The 19400-nt window shown below is 61.3% G+C and carries 15 protein-coding genes; 8 read left to right on the forward strand and 7 right to left on the reverse strand.

From position 1 onward, the window contains the following. Positions 1-295 precede the first annotated feature (295 nt). The gene (locus tag ACQ4WQ_RS22770; protein ID WP_436500178.1) at positions 296-1324 is read right to left on the reverse strand and encodes a LacI family DNA-binding transcriptional regulator; all 1029 of its coding nucleotides are present in this window, start codon (positions 1322-1324) and stop codon (positions 296-298) included. 7 nt (positions 1325-1331) lie between these two features. Beyond that, positions 1332-1946 carry a glutathione S-transferase N-terminal domain-containing protein gene (locus ACQ4WQ_RS22775; protein WP_436500180.1) on the reverse strand — a complete coding sequence of 205 codons (615 nt, stop codon included), beginning with the start codon at positions 1944-1946 and terminating at the stop codon, positions 1332-1334. A gap of 277 nt (positions 1947-2223) precedes the next feature. Here ACQ4WQ_RS22775 and purB point away from each other — a divergent pair, with 277 nt between their 5' ends. From purB to ACQ4WQ_RS22805, 6 genes are all read left to right on the forward strand, one after another. Beyond that, the gene (purB, locus tag ACQ4WQ_RS22780; protein ID WP_070220631.1) at positions 2224-3603 is read left to right on the forward strand and encodes an adenylosuccinate lyase; all 1380 of its coding nucleotides are present in this window, start codon (positions 2224-2226) and stop codon (positions 3601-3603) included. A 185-nt stretch (positions 3604-3788) separates the two neighbouring features. Next, positions 3789-4313 carry a cytochrome b gene (locus tag ACQ4WQ_RS22785; protein WP_436500182.1) on the forward strand — a complete coding sequence of 175 codons (525 nt, stop codon included), beginning with the start codon at positions 3789-3791 and terminating at the stop codon, positions 4311-4313. Between the two features lie 44 nt (positions 4314-4357). Then, positions 4358-4912, forward strand: coding sequence for a YceI family protein (locus ACQ4WQ_RS22790; protein WP_326455970.1), 555 nt, complete (start codon positions 4358-4360; stop codon positions 4910-4912). 148 nt (positions 4913-5060) lie between these two features. Further along, positions 5061-5636, forward strand: a complete 576-nt coding sequence (locus ACQ4WQ_RS22795) for a YceI family protein (protein ID WP_436500184.1) — start codon at positions 5061-5063, stop codon at positions 5634-5636. Positions 5637-5802: 166 nt separating this feature from the next. Beyond that, positions 5803-6072: a GlsB/YeaQ/YmgE family stress response membrane protein gene (locus ACQ4WQ_RS22800; RefSeq protein ID WP_034778894.1), complete on the forward strand. Its 270-nt coding sequence runs from the start codon at positions 5803-5805 to the stop codon at positions 6070-6072. Between the two features lie 305 nt (positions 6073-6377). Next, positions 6378-8531: a S46 family peptidase gene (locus ACQ4WQ_RS22805; RefSeq protein WP_326455972.1), complete on the forward strand. Its 2154-nt coding sequence runs from the start codon at positions 6378-6380 to the stop codon at positions 8529-8531. 81 nt (positions 8532-8612) lie between these two features. On the opposite strand, the gene ACQ4WQ_RS22810 is transcribed toward ACQ4WQ_RS22805, so the two are convergent. Beyond that, on the reverse strand, positions 8613-9182 hold the full coding sequence (locus tag ACQ4WQ_RS22810; protein ID WP_436500187.1) for a hypothetical protein: 570 nt from the start codon (positions 9180-9182) through the stop codon (positions 8613-8615). 149 nt (positions 9183-9331) lie between these two features. On the opposite strand from ACQ4WQ_RS22810, the gene ACQ4WQ_RS22815 reads away from it, so the two are divergent. Beyond that, positions 9332-11020, forward strand: a complete 1689-nt coding sequence (locus ACQ4WQ_RS22815) for a M14 family zinc carboxypeptidase (RefSeq protein WP_436500189.1) — start codon at positions 9332-9334, stop codon at positions 11018-11020. 90 nt (positions 11021-11110) lie between these two features. Beyond that, on the forward strand, positions 11111-13264 hold the full coding sequence (locus ACQ4WQ_RS22820) for an FUSC family protein (RefSeq protein ID WP_436500191.1): 2154 nt from the start codon (positions 11111-11113) through the stop codon (positions 13262-13264). A 128-nt stretch (positions 13265-13392) separates the two neighbouring features. On the opposite strand, the gene ACQ4WQ_RS22825 is transcribed toward ACQ4WQ_RS22820, so the two are convergent. The 4 genes from ACQ4WQ_RS22825 to ACQ4WQ_RS22840 all read right to left on the reverse strand — a co-directional run bounded on the left by ACQ4WQ_RS22825 (position 13393) and on the right by ACQ4WQ_RS22840 (position 19202). After that, on the reverse strand, positions 13393-15354 hold the full coding sequence (locus ACQ4WQ_RS22825; protein ID WP_436500193.1) for a S9 family peptidase: 1962 nt from the start codon (positions 15352-15354) through the stop codon (positions 13393-13395). A gap of 67 nt (positions 15355-15421) precedes the next feature. Next, positions 15422-16894: an amino acid permease gene (locus ACQ4WQ_RS22830; protein ID WP_326455977.1), complete on the reverse strand. Its 1473-nt coding sequence runs from the start codon at positions 16892-16894 to the stop codon at positions 15422-15424. 289 nt (positions 16895-17183) lie between these two features. After that, positions 17184-18614, reverse strand: a complete 1431-nt coding sequence (locus ACQ4WQ_RS22835) for an amino acid permease (protein ID WP_326455978.1) — start codon at positions 18612-18614, stop codon at positions 17184-17186. A 129-nt stretch (positions 18615-18743) separates the two neighbouring features. After that, positions 18744-19202, reverse strand: a complete 459-nt coding sequence (locus ACQ4WQ_RS22840; protein ID WP_076571881.1) for a RidA family protein — start codon at positions 19200-19202, stop codon at positions 18744-18746. Between the last annotated feature and the right edge of the window lie 198 nt (positions 19203-19400).

Below are 19400 nucleotides of genomic sequence, written 5' to 3' on the forward strand. Positions count from 1 at the left end.
GTATGCCGATACGTCGAGGTATCGGCTTGTTATGAGTCCTGGCCGCCGCATGCCGTGTCGCGCTGACTGGGCCGGTACGTCATTATTCAACGAATAAGAATTTATTGCAATCGATTGCAATCGAGCACTGCAACATGAAAATGTTGTTGTTTTTAAGAGAAAAATACGGGCGATATAGAGGGAAACAGGCGGGATTTCAGGAAAACCCAGCCTTTTTTATGCTGCTGTGCAGCATAAAAATAAAGAGGGAAATTTGAAATTATTGCAATCGGTTGCAGCGACTGACAACGGTGCTTCAGCGGCCCGAGGCGCGTACGATCAGCTCGGTTGGCAATTGCCGGGATGGCGCAGGCGCGCCGTCGACCAGCGCCAGCAGCGAGGCCACCAGCGCGCGCCCGGCGGCGCGGATCGGCTGGCGCACGGTGGTCAGCGGCGGATGGAAATACGCGGCCAGTTCGATATCGTCATAGCCGACCACGGCCACCTGCTCCGGCACGGCCACGCCGTGCGCGCGCAGGGCGCTGATGGCGCTCATGGCCAGCAAGTCGCTGCAGGCAAAGATGGCGTCGAACGGCAGCTGGCGGTCCAGCAGTTCCTGCACGTCCGTCGCGCCGCCCTGCGGCAGGAAGGAGCCGGCCACGTACAGTTGCGGGTCGGGCGCCAGCCCTTGCGCGGCCAGCGCCTGTACATAGCCCTGGTGGCGCTGCGCCACTTCGGGCAGCTTGGCGTCGCCAAAGAAGGCGATGCGCCGGCACCCCGCCGCCAGCAAGTGTTCCGTGGCCAGCCTGCCGCCGGCGACGTTATCGCCGCCGACGGTGCAATACAGCTGCTGCGGCAATTGCGCGCCCCACACGACGATGGGCACCTGACGCGCGGCCAGCTGGTTCAGTTGTTCATGGTGGCGCCACTGGCCGATCAGGATGATGCCGATCACGCGGCCGCTATCGAAGGACTGGGCCGCCGCGTCGAGCGTTTCGGCATCGACGCGTGAAATGAGCATGTCGAAGCCCTGCTCCGTCAGCGCATCGGCCAGGCTGCCCAGCATGCCGAGGAAAAAAGGATCGGACAGGTGCTGGCGCGTGGCCGCGTCATACGGCACCACCACGCCCACCGTGCGGTTCTGTTTCAGGCGCAGGTTTTGCGCGCCGATATTGATGGAATACTTGAGCGAACGGGCCAGCGCGATGACGCGCGCGCGCGTCTCTTCATTGACCAGCGAACTGCCGCTCAGCGCGCGCGACACGGTCGACGTGGACACGCCGGCCAGGCGCGCGATATCGGCCATCTGCAAGCGTTGCTGCGCCTTCGAGTCGGAACCGGTCATCGTGCGCTCACTGCGGCGCGGTGTCCTTGAACGACTGCCGCTCGGACAATTTGTCGAACAGGCGCGCCAGCGCCGGATGCTCCGCGCGCCAGTCGATTTCCGGGAAGCGGAAGCTGAGCCAGCCCAGGGTACAGCCCACGGCCACGTCGGCCAGGGTGTAGTTCTTGCCGGCGCAATACGCGCTCTCGCCCAGGCGCGCCTCGAGCGCGGCCAGGCCCAGGGTGACTTTGTCCAGCTGGCGCGCGATCCAGGCCGCGCTTTGCTGCTCGGGCGGACGCTGCGTGCGCTCCAGGCGCACCAGCACGCCCGCGTCGAGGATGCCGTCGGCCAGCGCTTCCCAGTTCTTGATATCGGCCCGCTCGCGGCCATTGCCGCCGGCCGGCAGCAACTTGCACACGGGCGTGAGCGTGTCGAGGTATTCGACGATGACTTTCGAGTCGATCAAGGTGCTGCCATCCTCCATCACCAGGCAAGGCACCTTGCCCAGGGGATTGGCCTGGGCGATGCGGGTTTCCGGCACCCACACGTTTTCCAGCTCGAAGACATAGTCGAGCTTTTTTTCCGCCAGCACGATACGGGCTTTGCGGACATACGGGCTGGCGAGGGAACCGATCAGTTTCATAGGTACTTTAAGGTAAAGGAGCAGCAAGCAGTATAGCATCGGCGGCAGCGGCGTTTGGCAGCACGCGCCCAGCCGTCTCCATGGTGTGGCAGGCATGCCGCATCGGGGCCGGATTCGGCCCGAATGCGGTGCGCCGGCGCCCGATGGACGGCTGGCCAGCGGCCAGCGGTGGTAAAATCGCCCTTTACTGTGGCGCCGTTAGTGTTGCTGTATTGCAATAGCCCTGCCCTCCCCGCGCGCCACACGCCAACCGTTTCTTTAACTTGCGTCCGCTCTCATGACTTCTACTACTCCGTATTCCACGCTGTCGGCCCTGTCTCCGCTCGATGGCCGCTACGCCAGCAAGACCGATCTGCTGCGCCCGATCCTGTCCGAAGCCGGTTTCATGCACCACCGCGTGAAAGTGGAAATCTCCTGGCTGCAAGCGCTGTCGCAAGCCGGTTTCGCCGAAATCAAGCCGTTTTCGGCCGAAGCGAGCGCCCTGCTCGACAAGATGGCGGCCGATTTCTCGGAAGCCGACGCGGCCCGCATCAAGGCCATCGAAGCGGTCACCAACCATGACGTCAAGGCCGTCGAGTACTGGCTGAAGGAACAAGTGGCGGACGTGCCGGAACTGGTGGCGGCGTCGGAATTCATCCATTTCGCCTGCACCTCGGAAGACATCAACAACACCTCGCACGGCATGATGCTCAAGGCCGCGCGCGACGGCGTGATGCTGCCGGCATTGAACGGCCTGGTGGCCAAGCTGACGCAGATCGCGCACGACAACGCCGACGTGCCGATGCTGTCGCGCACGCACGGCCAGACGGCCAGCCCGACCACCCTGGGCAAGGAATTTGCCAACGTCGTGGCCCGTTTGCAGCGCGCCGTGAAACGCATCGCGCAAGTGGAAATCCTCGGCAAGATGAATGGCGCCGTCGGCAACTACAACGCCCACCTGTCGGCCTACCCTGGCTTCGACTGGCCCGCATTCTCGCAGGCCGTCATCGAACAGCGCCTGGGCCTGGTGTTCAATCCGTACACCATCCAGATCGAACCGCACGACTACATGGCCGAACTGTTCGACGCCTTCGCGCGCGCCAACACGATCCTGCTGGACCTGAACCGCGACATCTGGACGTACGTCTCGCTGGGCTACTTCAAGCAGAAACTGAAAGCGGGCGAAATCGGCTCGTCGACCATGCCGCACAAGGTCAACCCGATCGACTTCGAGAACTCGGAAGGCAACCTGGGCCTGGCCAACGCCGTGCTGAAACACCTGTCGGAAAAACTGCCCGTCTCGCGCATGCAGCGCGATTTGACCGATTCGACCGTGCTGCGCAACATCGGCGTGGGCCTCGGTTACACCTTGCTGGCGTATGACAGCTGCCTGCGCGGCCTGAACAAGCTGGAAGTGAACCACGCGCGCCTGGCGCAAGACCTGGACGCGACCTGGGAAGTGCTGGCCGAGCCCGTACAAACCGTGATGCGCCGCTATGGCATCGAAAACCCGTACGAGCAGCTGAAAGAGCTGACGCGCGGCAAGGGCATCTCGAAAGAAGCGCTGCAAACCTTCGTCAATGGCCTGGCCATTCCGCAGGATGCCAAGGACGTTCTGCTGACCATGACGCCGGGCAACTACATCGGTATCGCAGCGCAATTGGCCAAAGCCATCTAAGCAGTTTCCACATGGGGATCGTCCGATCCCACTCCCGCGGGGCGGCCAGCACACAAATGCTGCCCGCCCCGCGGTTTTTCCGGCACTCTTTCTTGTAGAATCTCCAGCACGCAGCGCAATTTGCTTTTCTTTGGTATATTAGGCCGAATTAGTCCTAATACGTACTACTTTCAAGAAAGCCGCCGATGCAACGCTACACCACCACCGCCATCATCCTGCACTGGCTGACCGCCTTGCTGATCGTCAGCGCCTTCGTCATGGGCCTGGTCATGACGGATATTCCCGGCCTGACGCCCACCAAGCTCAAATATTTCTCCTGGCACAAATGGCTGGGCGTGACCGTGCTGGCCATCGCCGCCATCCGCCTGCTGTGGCGCAAGGCCAACGTGCCGCCGCCGCATCCGGCCAGCATGGTTGCCTGGCAAAAGAAGGCAGCCGATGCCATGCATGTGCTGCTGTACATCCTGATCTTCGCCGTGCCCGTTTCCGGCTACCTGTACACCCTGGCCGCCGGCGTGCCGGTAGTCTACCTGGGCCTGTTCCAGTTGCCCGTCATCATGGCGCCGAACCCGGAACTTAAGCCGCTTTTAAAAGAGATTCATTATGTTCTGAACATGACGATGGCCGCTGCCGTGGCGGCCCATGTGCTGGCGGCGCTGAAGCACCAGTTCATCGACCGCGATGGCGTCCTCAAGCGCATGCTGCCCTGACACCGACTTCCCCTTGCTCACTGAAACTACAGGAAAAAAACAAGATGAAAACCTCCCAACGCATCGTCCTCGCTTCCCTGCTGGGCCTGTCCGTGGCCGCCACCGCCGCCACCCTGCTGAAAGTCGATCCCGCCAAGACCAGCGTGTCGGCCGTGTTCAAGCAAATGAACGTGCCCGTGGAAGCGAAGTTCAAGAAATTCAATATCGCCATCGATTACAACCCGGCCACGCCGGACGCCTCGAAGGCGTCGGTGGAAATCGACACGGCCAGCATCGATATCGGCGACCCCGAGTACAACAAGGAAGTGGCGAAGAAAGAATGGTTCAACTCGGCCCAGTTCCCGAAAGCCACCTTTGTCTCGAGCAGCATCAAAGCGGCCGGCGCGGGCAAGCTGACGGTTACCGGCAAGCTGAGCATCAAAGGCAAGACCACCGACGTGACCTTCCCCCTGGCGGTCAAAGCCGACGGCGGCAAATACGCGTTTGACGGCGCCCTGCCGATCAAGCGCCTGACCTACAACATCGGCGAAGGCGAGTGGAAAGACACGAGCATGGTTGCGGATGAAGTCACCATCAAATTCCACGTCGCCGCTCAGTAACACCTGAGAAAACGTCCATGACTGCGTTGCTCTTGCCTGGTTTTCCACCTTGTGCTTTTCGGACTGCACCAGGCAAGGCGCCTTGTCCTGAACGTTTTTCAGGCGTTACCAAAAACAACCCCACAACCTGTTCAACTTTAGGATCTGCATGAAATTTTCGCACTTGATGATCGCCGTGCTGGCAGCCGCCGGCGCGGGTTCGGCCATGGCCGCTACGGACACCTACAACCTCGACCCGACGCATACCTTCCCCAGCTTCGAAGCCGATCACATGGGCATGTCGGTGTGGCGCGGCAAGTTCAACAAAACCAAGGGAACCGTGACGCTGGACCGCGCCGCCAAGAGCGGCAGCCTGGACCTGGTCATCGATGCCGATTCGATCGACTTCGGCCTCGATGCCATGAACACGCACGCGAAAAAAGCGGACATGTTCAACGTCGAGAAATTCCCGCAAATCACCTACAAAAGCACGTCGCTCAAGTTCAACGGCGAGCAGCTGGTGGAAGTCGATGGCGAACTGACCTTGCTGGGCGTGACCAAGCCCGTCAAGTTGAACGTGAGCAAGTTCAAGTGCATCATGCACCCGCGCTACAAGCGTGAAGTGTGCGGCGCCGATGCCACGGCGGAATTCAAGCGCAGCGACTTTGGCCTGAACTACGGCATGCCGGCGTTCTCGCCGGAAGTCAAGCTGGCCATTCAGGTTGAAGCGATCAAGGCCGACTAAACACGACCTTGCCGCATGACAAGCCCGCCTCGCTGCCCGCAGCCAGGCGGGCTTTTGCATGCGCCATGCGAATCCGCTGGACTTTTCTATCGTGCGGCATCACTATCCATTGGCATGATGTTGTTATGACATGCCACACCCACTTATCCATCGCGCGGAGGACTACATGAATTTCATTATCTGGATCGTTATTGGCGGCGTCATCGGCTGGCTGGCCAGCATGGTCATGAAAACCAATGCGCAACAGGGCATCTTCCTCAATATCGTCGTCGGCATCGTCGGCGCCTTCCTCGGCGGCTGGCTGCTGGCCCCCCTGTTTGGCACGGGCACCATCAATAGCGACAATTTCAGCCTGGCTTCGCTGCTCGTTTCGTTCCTCGGCGCCGTGATCCTGCTGGGCATCGTGAATCTTTTGCGCCGCGGCAAAATACGCTAAGCAAACAAAAAGCAGGGCAGGGCAAGTGGCCGGGCCGCGCAAGCGCCCGGCCATTTTTTATTGCCGCCAGGACAAGTATGGACAAATACAACAGCCGCCACACGTAAAAATGCGCGTTGGCGGGCGGTTCCAGCCCCTATGCCAGCGAAAATCATGCTATTCAAGCAACGGCATGCGAGCATGCTGCCCGGAAAATGTGATTGACTAGTGCGAGTTCGATACGGATACTCTATGTCGCCCGCTGCACAATCAGCGGGTACTCCGCTGATTCCGACTTCCCTACAATGTAAAAGAACAGAACTCGAATGAAAAAATCTCTTATCGCGCTCGCCATCCTGAGCAACTTTGCACACGCCGACGAAGGCATGTGGATGCCCCAACAGCTGCCACAAGTAGCCAAGGAGCTGAAAGCCGCCGGACTGAAACTCGATCCGACCACCCTGACCAAACTGACCGAATTCCCGATGGGCGCCATCGTCAGCCTGGGCGGCTGCTCGGCGTCGTTCGTCTCGCCGCAAGGCCTGGTTGCCACCAACCACCATTGCGTCTACAACAGCGTGGCGGTCAATTCGACCAAGGAGCGCGATTTGCTGGCCAACGGTTTCCTGGCCAAGACTTTCGCTGAAGAATTGCCGGCCGCCCCGGGCAGCCGCATCTTCGTCACCTCGGCCGTGACGAATGTCAGCGACAAGATCATCAGCGCCGACGTGGCCAAGCTGCAAGGCAAGGCACGCATCGATGCGATCGAGAAAAACCAGAAGAAACTGGTCGCCGAATGCGAAAAAGAAGCGGGCTTCCGCTGCACCGTGTCGAGCTACTACGGCGGCCTGGAGTTCTACCTGATCAAGCAACTGGAAATCCGCGACGTGCGCCTGGTGCACGCGCCACCAGCGGGCGTGGGCAAGTTCGGCGGCGACACCGACAACTGGATGTGGCCGCGCCACACGGGCGACTACGGTTTCTACCGCGCCTATGTCAGCAAAGACGGCAAAGCTGCCGACTTCAGCAAGGACAACGTGCCGTACCAGCCAAAACACGTACTGAAACTGGCCAAGGATGGCTTGAAAGAAGGCGATTTCGTCATGGCGCTGGGCTACCCTGGCCGCACCAACCGTCACCGCCTGCCATCGGAAGTGGCGTTCACGTTTGACTGGAACTACCCGGCCTTCGTGAAGGCGTCGGGCGAAACCCTGGCCATCATCGCGCGCGAAACCAAGGACAACAAGGACGTTGCCCTGAAATACGCAGGTCAGGTTGCTGGCGTGAACAATTACTACAAGAACCGCCAAGGCATGCTCGATTCCTACGCCGGCAGCGACTTCCTGGCGCGCAAGACGGCCGAACACGAAGCCCTGAAAACCTGGGTCAACGCCAATCCTGCCCGCAAGGCGGAATTTGCCGGCGACATCGAGCAAGTGGAAAAGCTGATCGCCGAGCGCGATGCCGACACCAAGCGCGATTTCTTCCTGGGCTACGCCCAGCCACGCCTGCTGAACACGGCACGCAGCCTGTACCGCCTGTCCAACGAAGGCACCAAGGCCGATACGGAACGCAAGTCCGGCTACCAGACGCGCGACTTGCCACGCCTGGAAGCGGGCATCACCTCGGTCGAGCGCACCTACGATGAAAAAGTCGACAAGGCGCTGGTACTGAACAGCCTGACCAAGTACGCCGCGCAACCGGCCGCACAACGCCGCGCCAGCTTCGACGCCGCCATCGGCATCAAGGACGGCATGTCGCAAGCCGACCTGGCCGCCGCCCTGGACAAACTGTATGCCGGCAGCAAGCTGGGCGACAAGGCCGAGCGCGCAGCCTGGCTGAAACGCACGCCAGCCGAGTTCCAGGCCAGCAAGGACAGCTTCATCCAGGCCGCCGTCGCCATGTATCCGGATTCGCTGAAAAACGAAGCGGAAGACGAAGAACTGGCCGGCAAGATCCAGCAAGCCTACGCCAACTACATGAAAGCAAAAATCGCCTTCATGAAGAGCAAAGGCCAAGCCGTCTATCCTGACGCCAACAGCACCCTGCGTGTGACGTTCGGCCGTGTTGCCGGCCGTGACCATGGCGCCGACGGCACCACCTGGACCGCCTTCACCACCGTCAATGGCGTCGCCGCCAAAGCCACGGGCCAGGGCGAGTTCAATGCACCGGCGAATCAACTGGCCGCGATCAAAGCCAAGGACTTCGGCAAGTTCGTCGATCCGAAGCTGAAAACCGTACCGGTCGACTACCTGGCCACGCTGGACATCACCGGCGGCAACTCCGGTTCGGCTGCCCTGAACTCGAAAGGCGAATTCATCGGCCTGGCCTTCGACGGCACCTTGGACTCGATCATTTCCGACTGGGACTACAACAAGGCCAACACCCGTTCGATCCAGGTCGACCTGCGCTACATGCTGTGGAACATGAAACACATCGACCACGCAGACAACCTGCTGAAAGAAATGGGCGCCGAGTAATTCGCGGATAACAACAACTAATAAGCCCGGCAACGGGCGGTTGTTCCCTGAGCCACTCCTGCGGGAGTGGCTTTTTTTCGCCTAACGTTTTATTTTGGTGAAACGGTAAGGCACGGCTTGCTCCTCGCCAAACACGTGCGCGCGGCCGCTTCCCAGCGGCAGCATCACCCTCCGGCCATCGTGCAGCAGCAAGGCCAGGTCGGCGCCGGGAAAGCGCTGCGTCAGCAGCGGATACGCTGGCCGGGCGATGCCCGTGGCGGGAATCACGATGCGGTAATCGCCGTCGCCAAAGTCCAGCAGCAGTGCGGCCACTTCATCCGGCCCCGGCAGCGCCGTGATGCGCAGGCGCGTGCTGCCCTTGACGAGTTCAAAGGCCGACCATACGGGCAAGGCACGCTGCATCGCGCCGACCCGCAGCTGCGGCACCTGGCCCGCCTCCGCCGACGTCAGCAAGACGTCAGGCCGCTCCTCCGATACGGCGCCATCGACGGCCAGCAGCCAGCCCCGGTAGCGTATCAGCGCACCCTGCGCGCTAGCCGTCACGGACCCGCCCTGCGCCACCGGCTCCTTGCCCGCCGGCAAGCGCAACGGCGCCGCCTGTGCCGCCAGGCAAGCCCACCACACCAGCGCCGCCATCGCTGCCTTGCCCATGCCGCCTCCCTTGCGCGTGAAACGTATTCATAACACAAGTTCGGCCCGGCCCATCTGCCGCGCCTCAAGGCGCCAACGCCGGTGCTACAATTGGCCCCTAGCGGGCGTACTTACCCAGCGCGCCTTCCCCCTCCCAGACTCAGACCGCTATGCCACCAGACTTGCGCACGACCTACGAACTCGGTAACCACAACCAGACCACGACCTGGCTGGAATGCATCACCTTCTATCAAGATCTCGCCGCACGCTACCCGCAGGTGCTGCATTTCGAACAGATCGGCCTGTCCGATTCGGGCGTGCCCATCCACGCTGGCGTCGTCAGCGCAGACGGCGTGTTCGACCGCGAGCAAATCAAGCGCGCGGGCCGCACCGTGTTCTTCAACAACAACGGCATCCACCCGGGCGAACCGGAAGGCATCGACGCCTGCATGGCCATCGTGCGCGACCTCTGCACGCAGCCGGAACGCCTGGCGGCGCTGGGCAGCACCGTGCTGCTGTTCATTCCGATCTACAACGTCGATGGCAGCCTGAACCGCGCCAATACCTCGCGCGTGAACCAGGATGGCCCGGAGCAATTCGGTTTCCGCGGCAATAGCCGCCACCTGGACTTGAACCGCGATTTCATCAAGTGCGACAGCCTGAACGCGCAAGTGTTCAACCGCCTGCTGGCCAGCTGGGACCCGGACGTAATGGTCGACACGCACACGTCGAACGGCGCCGATTACCCGTACACGATGACCCTGATCCACACGCAGACGGATAAGCTGGGCAATGGCCTCGGTCCCTTCCTGCAAGACACCATGCTGCCGCATATCTTTGCGCAGATGGAACAAGCCGGCTGGCCCACCTGCCCGTATGTGAATCCTGTCAAGGACAGCCCCGACCACGGCATCGCCGAGTTCCTCGAAGTGCCCCGTTTCTCGACCGGTTTTGCGGCCCTGCATCACGTCATCGGTTTCATGCCGGAAACGCACATGCTCAAGCCCTTTGCCGACCGCTACGCGTCCATGCGCGCCCTGCTCGACATCACCATGGCCTTTACCATCGAACATGGCGAACAGATCAAGCAACTGCGCGCGCAAGCCAAGGCAGCGGGCCGCACGCAAGCCGAGTGGCCCATCCACTGGGCCATGAACGAAGAGCAACCGTCGACCTTCCCCTTCAAGGGCTACGCAGCAAAATACACGCCGAGCGTACTGGGCGACTACCAGCGCCTGTCCTACGACCGCTCGCAGCCGTGGGAACGCGACATCGCCTATTACAACCGCTTCGATGCGGACGTCACCGTAGCCGCGCCGAAAGCCTATGTGGTGCCCCAAGCCTGGCGCGAAGTCATCGAGCGCCTGCGCTGGAACGGCGTCGACATGCACCGCATCACCGCCGAACAGACGGTAACGGCACGCTACTACCACATCACCTCCGTCGGCACGCGCGCCACCGCCTACGAAGGCCACATGTTCCACGACACGGTGGAACTGGAAGCGCGCACGGGCCAGTTCACCTTGCAGGCGGGCGACTATGTGATCAGCCTGGAGCAGGACAACGCGCGCTATGCCGTGGAAACCCTGGAACCGCAGGCGCACGACAGCTTCTTCCGCTGGGGTTTCTTCAACAGCGTGCTGGAGAAAAAAGAAGCGTTTTCCGATTACGTGTTCGAAGACATGGCGTCCGAACTGCTGCGCGATGAGCCGGCGCTGGCGGCCAAGTTTGCCGACTGGAAAGCAGCGAATCCGGCCTTGCTGAGCAATCAGGAAGCCGTGCTCGACTTCATTTTTGAACACTGCCAGCGCTTTGCCGAGCCGGAATGGCGACGCTATCCCGTCATCGCCCTCATGTAACTGGGAACTGTAGCGAATGCAACATCCTGGCGCCGCATCGGACACCCCGGTGCGGCGCCTCTTTCTGTGCCCTGCCCACAAGGTAATCCCATGCACTACGCACTGAACCTGCGCACCTTTATCTACAGCCATTATTTTTACCTGGGCTTGCGCGTGGCTATCGGCCTGGTCGGCCTGGCCCTGCTGACCCAGGAAATCAGCGACAGCGCCACCGCCATGACCGTGTGCATCGGCGCCCTGTGCACGACCCTGATGGACATGCCCAGCCCGCTGCGCCACAAGTTCAATGAAATGCTGGCCTCGGTCCTGCTGTGCAGCGCCGTCACCTTGTTGATCAGCCTGTGCGGTCCCGTGCAGTGGCTGCTGATGACGGTTCTCGTGCTGGTCAGTTTCCTCGCCAGCATGATGGTGGTGTACGGCAAGAAATCGATGCCCTTGCAGCTGGCCGCCCTGTTCATCATGACCATGTCGATGGAACATCAGATGACGTGGCAGCAATCGTTTCACCACGCGGGCCTGTTCATGCTGGGGGGATTGATCTATCTGGCCTACGCCATGGCCATCGCCTGGGTCTTGCGCCACCGTATCAAACAGCAAGTGCTGGCCGAAGCCCTGTTCGAATTGGCCGCCTACATCGACATCAAGGCCGATTTCTACGACACGCGTTTTAATTTGACGGAACAGTTCAACAAGCTGGTGCGCCATCAAAGCATTTTGGCCGACCGCCAGCAGGCGTCGCGCGACTTGATTTTGCGCAGCCACAAGAACAGCAAGGATGCCATCGTCGTGCAAGTGCACGTGTGCATGCTCGATCTGTATGAACTGATCCTCTCCACGCACACGGATTACGCGCTGCTGCGCCAGCACCTGGCCGACTCCGACGTGCTCACATCCTTGCACGACCTGGCTTACAAGGCGGCGCGCGATATCGAATCCGTGGCCTACGCCGTCACGCGCAAGCGCGCCTCGTATGCGCAGATCAGCTACGACAAGGAATGGGCCGACATCGAAGCGGAGATCGCCCGCCTGCACGCAAAAGGCGACGGTGCGCAGGAAGCGCTGGCGACCCTGCGCGCGCAGCGCAACAAGATCCGCGCCATTTTAAAAATGATCGCCGAGCTGCATCTGGCCACGCAAAAAGTCTATGCCGACGTGCCATTCTGGAGCGGTGCGGACATGGCGCCGTTTTTGTCGCAGCAGAAATACGAACTGAAGACCTTGCTATCGAATCTGCGCCTGGATTCGCCCGTATTCCGCTTCGCCCTGCGCGTGTCGATGGCCATCTCCGTGGGATTGCTGATCGGCCACTGGCTGCCGTATGCGGCGCACAGCTACTGGATCGTCCTGACCATCGTCATCATCCTGCGCCCCACGTTCAGCATGACGCGCCAGCGCCGCGCCGACCGCATCATCGGCACCATCATCGGCTGCGTGGTTACGGCCATCGTGATCCGCTTCGTGCACAGCAATATCGTGCTGATGGCCATCCTGTTCCTCTCCATCGTGGCCACGCCCACCTTCATCTATCTGCGCTACCGCTACACGGCCATTGCCGTAAGCCTGATGATTCTGCTGCAAATGCATCTGGTGGCGCCCAGCAACCCGAACCTCGTCAGCGAACGTTTGATCGATACCCTGATCGGCGCGGCGGTGGCCACCGTGTTCAGCTTTGTGCTGGCCAACTGGGAATACCAGAGCCTGCCGCGCCTCGTGCGCCAGGTGCTCAACGTGAACCTCAGCTATATGCAGGCCAGCTTCGCGCTGCTGCAGGGAAAATGCTTCGATGACTTCGCCTACCGCATCGAACGCAAGCGCCTGATGGACAGCCTGGCCGCGCTCAGCTCGGCATTGGTGCGCATGCTCGATGAACCAGCCAGCAAGCAGCGGGCCGTGGAAGACATCAACCTGTTCATCGTGCAAAATTACTTATTGGTCGCCCACGTGGCGGCGCTGCGCTCGATCCTCGGGCGCCATGCCAGCCAGCTGCCCGTCACGCCCGTCAATGCCTTGCTCAGCCATAGCCACACGCAAGTGTGTTTGACCCTGTCGCGCGCGCTGGAACAGCTCGACGACAAGACCGCCATCAGCGCGCCGCAGGCTACCGCTGCCGCACCGCCCGTCAGCGACGTGGCCTGGTCGGGCTGGCCGCTGGTGCAGCGGCGTATCCGGCTGTTGCAGGCGGATGCGGACAAGATCGTGGTACATAGCGCGGCGATCGTGCATATCGTCTCGCCACGCGCCTGACAAAAAGTCCATGGCGTTGTTGCCGCGCCTCGTCGTACATTCGTACTGCCTTCGGCACGGCGCCTAGCCCTGAACATTTTGTCAGCCGCTTTATCCAGGCTAGCCTGCCTGCGGCAGGCCGTCAATGACTACTTCAAATAACGCTCAAACCAGCCGATGGTGCGCTTTTGCAAGTCGCGCTGGTTTTCCGGCTTGCGGAAGGAATGGCCTTCGCCGTCATAGATGAACAGGCTGGACGGCACGCCCATGGCGCGCAAGCCGTGCCAGAATTCCAGCGACTGGGCGGCCGGCGTTTCCACGTCGCGCTCGCCCACGTAGATCAGGGTCGGCGTCTTCGCCGCCTTGATCGATTCGATGGGCGAAGCCTTGCGATACACGGCCGGATTGTCATACGCGGAAGCGCCAAAGAACGGGATCATCCACTGGTTGATGCCGTTCTGGCCGTAATAGCTGATCCAGTTCGACACGCCCGCGCCCGCCACGGCCGCCTTGAAGCGGTCGCTGTGCGTGACGCCCCACATGGTCATGAAGCCGCCATACGAATGGCCGATCAGGCCCAGGCGCTGGCCGTCGATGGGCGCCACTTTTTGCGCGGCATCAATACCGGCCAGGATATCGCGCCAGTCGCCGCCGCCAAAGTCAGCCATATTCGCGCGTGTAAAAGCCTGGCCCTGGCCAAAGCTGCCGCGCGGATTGGGCAGGAAGACGAAATAGCCTTTTTGCGTCAATTCATGGATCAGGGTGCTCGCCGCCACGTAACGGGGCGACGCGGCCGCGCCGGGCCCGCCATGCACGTTGACGATCATCGGGTAGCGCTTGCCTGCTTCCGTCTTCAACGGCCCCAGCAGCCAGCCCTGTACCTTGTATTGCTCGTTGTTCCAGCCCACATTTTGCACCGTCAGCTGCGGCGCAAAGCCGTCATTGTCGCGCGTGATCTTTTTCAGCTGGCCCACCGGTCCCGCCACCAGGTAGCCGGCGTGCGTAAAGTCTTCCTGCGCGGCGGCGGCCTGCAAACCATCGGCGCTGAAGGACAGACGGCCATCGCTGCCGCCGCTGCTCAGTTCTCCGAGCAGCACGGGCTGGGCGGGACCTGTTTGCGCATCGACGGGCACCAGCGCCAGCTGCGAATCGATCAGGGCCGTCGCCAGCAAGCCGGCGCCGCGCCAGACGACGCCATTGAAGGTGCCGCGGTAATCGGGCGTAAGATTGCGCGGCGTGCCGCCGGCCAGCGGCACGGTATAGATATCGCCGCCGATGGAGCCGAAGTCGCTCATCAGGCCGCCGATGAAGACCACCGTCTTGCCGTCCGGCGAGACCGACGGCAGGTTCAGCTGCATGGCCGGTGACGCGATCACGCGCAGGGCGCCCGTGGCCGCATCGATATGGCTGAGCTTGGCGACCCACCAGTTGCTGTCGCCATTGCCCTGCGCGCTGGTGGCGACAAAGCCGCGGCCGTCGGGCGTCCAGTTGTATTCATACACATAGGTGTCGGCGGGTGACAGCAGACGCGGTTCGCCGCCGCTGACAGGCACGACGGCGATGCGCTGGGCATCGTCTTCGCTGCCCACCTCGCCCACCTGGCGCGCGCCCGCCTCCACGGCGCCGGCCAGCTTGCGCGCCCCCACCGTGGCGAGCAGCGCCAGTTGCTTGCCGTCCGGCGACCAGCGCGCCGTGCTGGCCACGCCCTGGATACTGGTCAATATCCGCGCTTGCGCCTGCGACAGGGTAGCCAGGTACAGCTGCGCCGTGCCCGCCTTGGCGTCGTAGCCGACGAAGGCCAGCTGCCTGCCATCGGGTGACCAGCTGGGCTTGTCGTAGGAACACACGGCGCACGGGTCGAATAGCTGCACGATGGCGCCGTTGGCGGCGTCGCGCACGACGATGGCCGCATGCGGACGCTGCGGCTGCGGCTGTGGCTGTTTCGCCGCCTTGCTCGATTCGATGGCGGCGATGCGCTGGCCATTGGCCGACAGGGCGACGGCGCGGTAATCGCGCAGCACCGGGCCGCTGGCAGGCGCGGCTTGCGCCATGGTTCCCATAAAGCTGCTTGCCAGCAAGCCACAAGCGGCCAGATCAGTTATTTTCATCATGTAAATTCCAGTTAGAAATAAAAAAAACCGCCGGCAAGCGCGGCGGTTTTGGATGGAACAGACTGCATTAACGGGCCTTCTTGCCCAGGTGCGAATGCCGCATGCTGTACAGGAAGTAAATGGCCACCGTCACCGCCATCCACACGCTGAACACGACAAACGTCGTATGCGGCAAATCGCGCATGATGTACAGGCAAGCCATAATGCTCAGGCCAGGAATCACGTACGGCCCGAACGGCACGCTGAAGCCTTCAATGCGGTTGGCGCCCTGCTTGTGGCGCAGCACGGGCACGGCGATCGAAACCACCATGAAGGCCGTCAGGGTACCGATGCTGACCATGTCCCACAGGTAAGTCGCATCGACTGAACCGGCCACCAGAGCCACCACCAGGCAGACGATGATGGTATTGCTGACCGGCACCAGGGTGCGCGGGTGGATCTTCTGGAACGATTTCGGGATCAGGCCGTCGCGGCTGACGGCAAACAGGATGCGCGTCTGGCCGTAGATCGTCACCAGAGTCACGCTGAAGACGGAAATGACGGCGCCGGCCGACAGCACCAGCGCGGGCCAGGTCTTGCCCGTCACGTTTTGCAAAATCACCGCCAGACCCGCTTCCTGGCCTTCGAACAATTTCGCCTGTTGCGCACCGAGGGCGGCCACGGCCACCAGCAAATAAAACACGGTAACGATCAGCAAGCCATACAGGATGCCGCGCGGCACATTGCGCTTGGGATCTTTCACTTCATCGCCCGCCGTCGCCACCGTATCGAGGCCGATGAAGGAGAAGAAGACAGTACCGGCCGCAGCGGTGACGCCCGTCATGCCGGCAAAGCCCTTGCTATTGTCGGTATTAAAGAAGGGCACGAAGTTGTCGGCATTAAAACCCGAAAAGGCAATGGCAATGAAGAACACCAGGATGGACAGCTTGATGATGACCATGATGGCGTTCATCAGGGCCGATTCCTTGGCGCCGCGCAGCAGCAGGAAGCCGCACATGCAGATCAAAAAGATGGGCGGCAGGTTGATGTGGCCGGCGTGGAACTCCATGCCATGCGGGCCGGAAACGATCATCGGCGTGCGCAGCATCTCGGGAATATGCCAGCCGAAGGCATTTTCCAGGAAATTGTTCAGGTAGGACGACCAGCCGATGGCCACGGCACTGCCCGCCAAGCCGTATTCGAGCAGCAGGCAGGCGGCCATGATGAAGGCAAGAAACTCGCCCACGGTGGCGTAGGCAAACGAATACGAGGAGCCGGAGGCGGGTATGCGGAACGACAATTCCGCATAACACAAAGCCGTCAGGCCGGCCGTGATGGCGGCGATCAGGAAGGACAGGACGACCGACGGGCCCGCCTTGGGGACGGCTTCGACCATGGTAAAGAAAATGCCTGTGCCGATGGTGGCGCCGACGCCGATCATGGTGAGGGAAAACAGGCCGATGGACCGGCTCAAGCCGCTGCTGCTGAGGCCTTCACCATATTCGACCGTGGTATCGATCGGCTTGGTGCGGCAGAGTTTCTGGACCAGGGTTTGGCTCACTAGACATCCTTTATGAGGCATACGTATTTTCGTACGACGGGTAAAAACAAATAGCGCTCCGGCCCTACCTGGCAAAAAACCGGAAAGATCGCGTCCATTTTCAAAACTAAGCGATTATAGGGCTTTCATCGCCTCAGCTAAACAGAACTTTGATGCAAGGAAACAACGCCAAGCGTGCGCCGCGAAACGCGCATGGACGCTAGCGGGGCCTGGAATTGTCAATATGAAATAAAAAGCGCGCCGCTGCAGGGGCAGGGGCGCGCTTCTGGCTCAGCTCAACGACGCTGGCTTATTTCTTGATGTGCGGCGCATCGGCCGCTGGCCAACCCGCTTCGTAGCCTTGCGGCACGTCATCGCGCTTGTCCTTTGGCGCCAGGCCCAGCACGTAGTACAGCACCGTCAACAGGATCAGCCAGGCTGGTCCCACCATCAGGGCGATGCGCGTATCGGGGAAATACGCCATCAGGCCGATCACCAGCGCCAGGAACGCCAGCGAAATCCAGGAACCATACGGCGCGAACGGCATGCGGAAGGCCAGGTTCTTGATTTCCAGCGGCGTCAAGGTCTTGCGGAACTGAATCTGCGTGACCAGGATCACGCCCCAGGTCCAGACGGCGCCAAAGGTGGAGATCGAAGTGACCCAGATAAACACTTTCTCCGGCACCATGTAGTTCAGCAGCACGCCCAGCAACAGCGCCACGACGGACACGAGGATGGCGCGGCGCGGCACGCCGCTGGCCGTCGTTTCCGCAAACGCCTTCGGGGCCTGGCCTTGCAGCGCAAGGTTGTACAGCATGCGGCCCGTGCTGAAGATACCGCCATTGCACGAAGACAAGGCTGCCGTCAGCACGACGAAGTTGATGATGCCGGCGGCCGTCTTGATGCCCAGGCGTTCGAACGTCATGACGAACGGGCTGCCGGTAGTGCCGATTTCATTCCATGGGTAGATCGACAGGATGACGAACAGCGCGCCGACATAGAAAATCAGGATGCGCCAGAACACGGAATTGATGGCGTCGGGAATCGATTTCTTCGGGTTCGCCGCTTCGCCCGCCGTCAGGCCGATCATTTCCACGCCCAAATAGGCAAACATCACCATCTGCAAGGACATCAGCACGCCCTGCGCGCCGTTCGGGAAGAAGCCGCCATGCGTCCACAGGTTCGAGATACCGATGGCCACGCCGCCGTTGCCAAGACCGAAGATGATCATGCCCGTGCCGCCGACGATCATCAGGATGATGGTGACGACCTTGATCAGGGCGAACCAGAACTCGAACTCGCCGTAGGCTTTCACCGCCAGCAGGTTGATGGCGCCCATGGAGCCGAGAGCCGCCAGGGCCCAGATCCAGCGCGGCACGTCGGGGAACCAGATGCCCATGTAGATGGCGACGGCGGTAATTTCCGCCACGCACGTGACCAGCCACAGGAACCAGTAGTTCCAGCCCGTCAGATAGCCTTGCAGGGGGCCCAGGTAATCCTGGGCATAGCGGCTGAAGGAGCCGGCAACCGGGTTGTGCACGGCCATTTCGCCCAGCGCGCGCATGATCATGAAGATGACCGCGCCACCGATGATGTACGACAGCATGATGCCGGGACCGGCCATCTTGATGGCGTTGCCGGAACCCAAAAACAGGCCCACGCCAATCGCGGCGCCCAGCGCCATCAGGCGGATTTGCCGCTCGCCCAGGCCGCGGTGCAAGCCTTGTTCACTCGTTTTCATTACGTGTCTCCGTTTTTTTCTTGAATACACCGATCCCTCCACCCCAATGGCGGTTCCGCTCTTGCTGGAAAGGAGGAAAAGGCGAGCCGGCGGCAAGCGCCGGCATGCTCATGTGGTCAGGCTACTGCCTCAGGCCAGTTCGGCGATCAGCTCGATCTCGACGCAAGCGCCCAGCGGGATTTGCGCCACGCCAAAGGCGGAGCGGGCGTGCTTGCCGCTGTCGCCGAAGACTTCAACGAACAGTTCCGAGGCGCCATTGGTCACCAGGTGCTGTTCCGTGAATTCGGAGGTGGAATTGACCAGGCTCATGACCTTGACGATGCGCTTGACCTTGCTCAAGTCGCCGCCGCAGGCGTCTTGCAGGGTAGCGATCAGTTCGATGGCGATGCCGCGCGCAGCGATCTTGCCTTCTTCCGTGGTGACGTCCTTGCCCAATTGGCCGACCCAGACCTTGCCATCCTTCTTGGCCAGGTGGCCGGACAGGAAGACGGTGTTGCCCGTGCGGGCATGCATCACGTAGGCCGCAGCTGGCGCGGCAACGACTGGCAGTTCAATGTTGAGGGCTTTGAGTTTTTCGTAAAACGACATGCTATTTCTCCAAGAAAACAATATAAGCGAAACCAAAATTCATGCACGGCAGGGCACGGAGGATGACGCCCTGGCAGCGCGGTAGTGACCGACAACAGTGCCAGATTAAACGTCATCATATTGGTGAACCAGCAGTTTTAGTTCACAAATAGGCCCGGTTATTCAGTGGATTATACCGACAATCAAACAAAATTCAGC

Origin of the sequence: Janthinobacterium goodfellowi, assembly GCF_051380695.1 — a bacterium.
Taxonomy (GTDB): domain Bacteria; phylum Pseudomonadota; class Gammaproteobacteria; order Burkholderiales; family Burkholderiaceae_D; genus Janthinobacterium.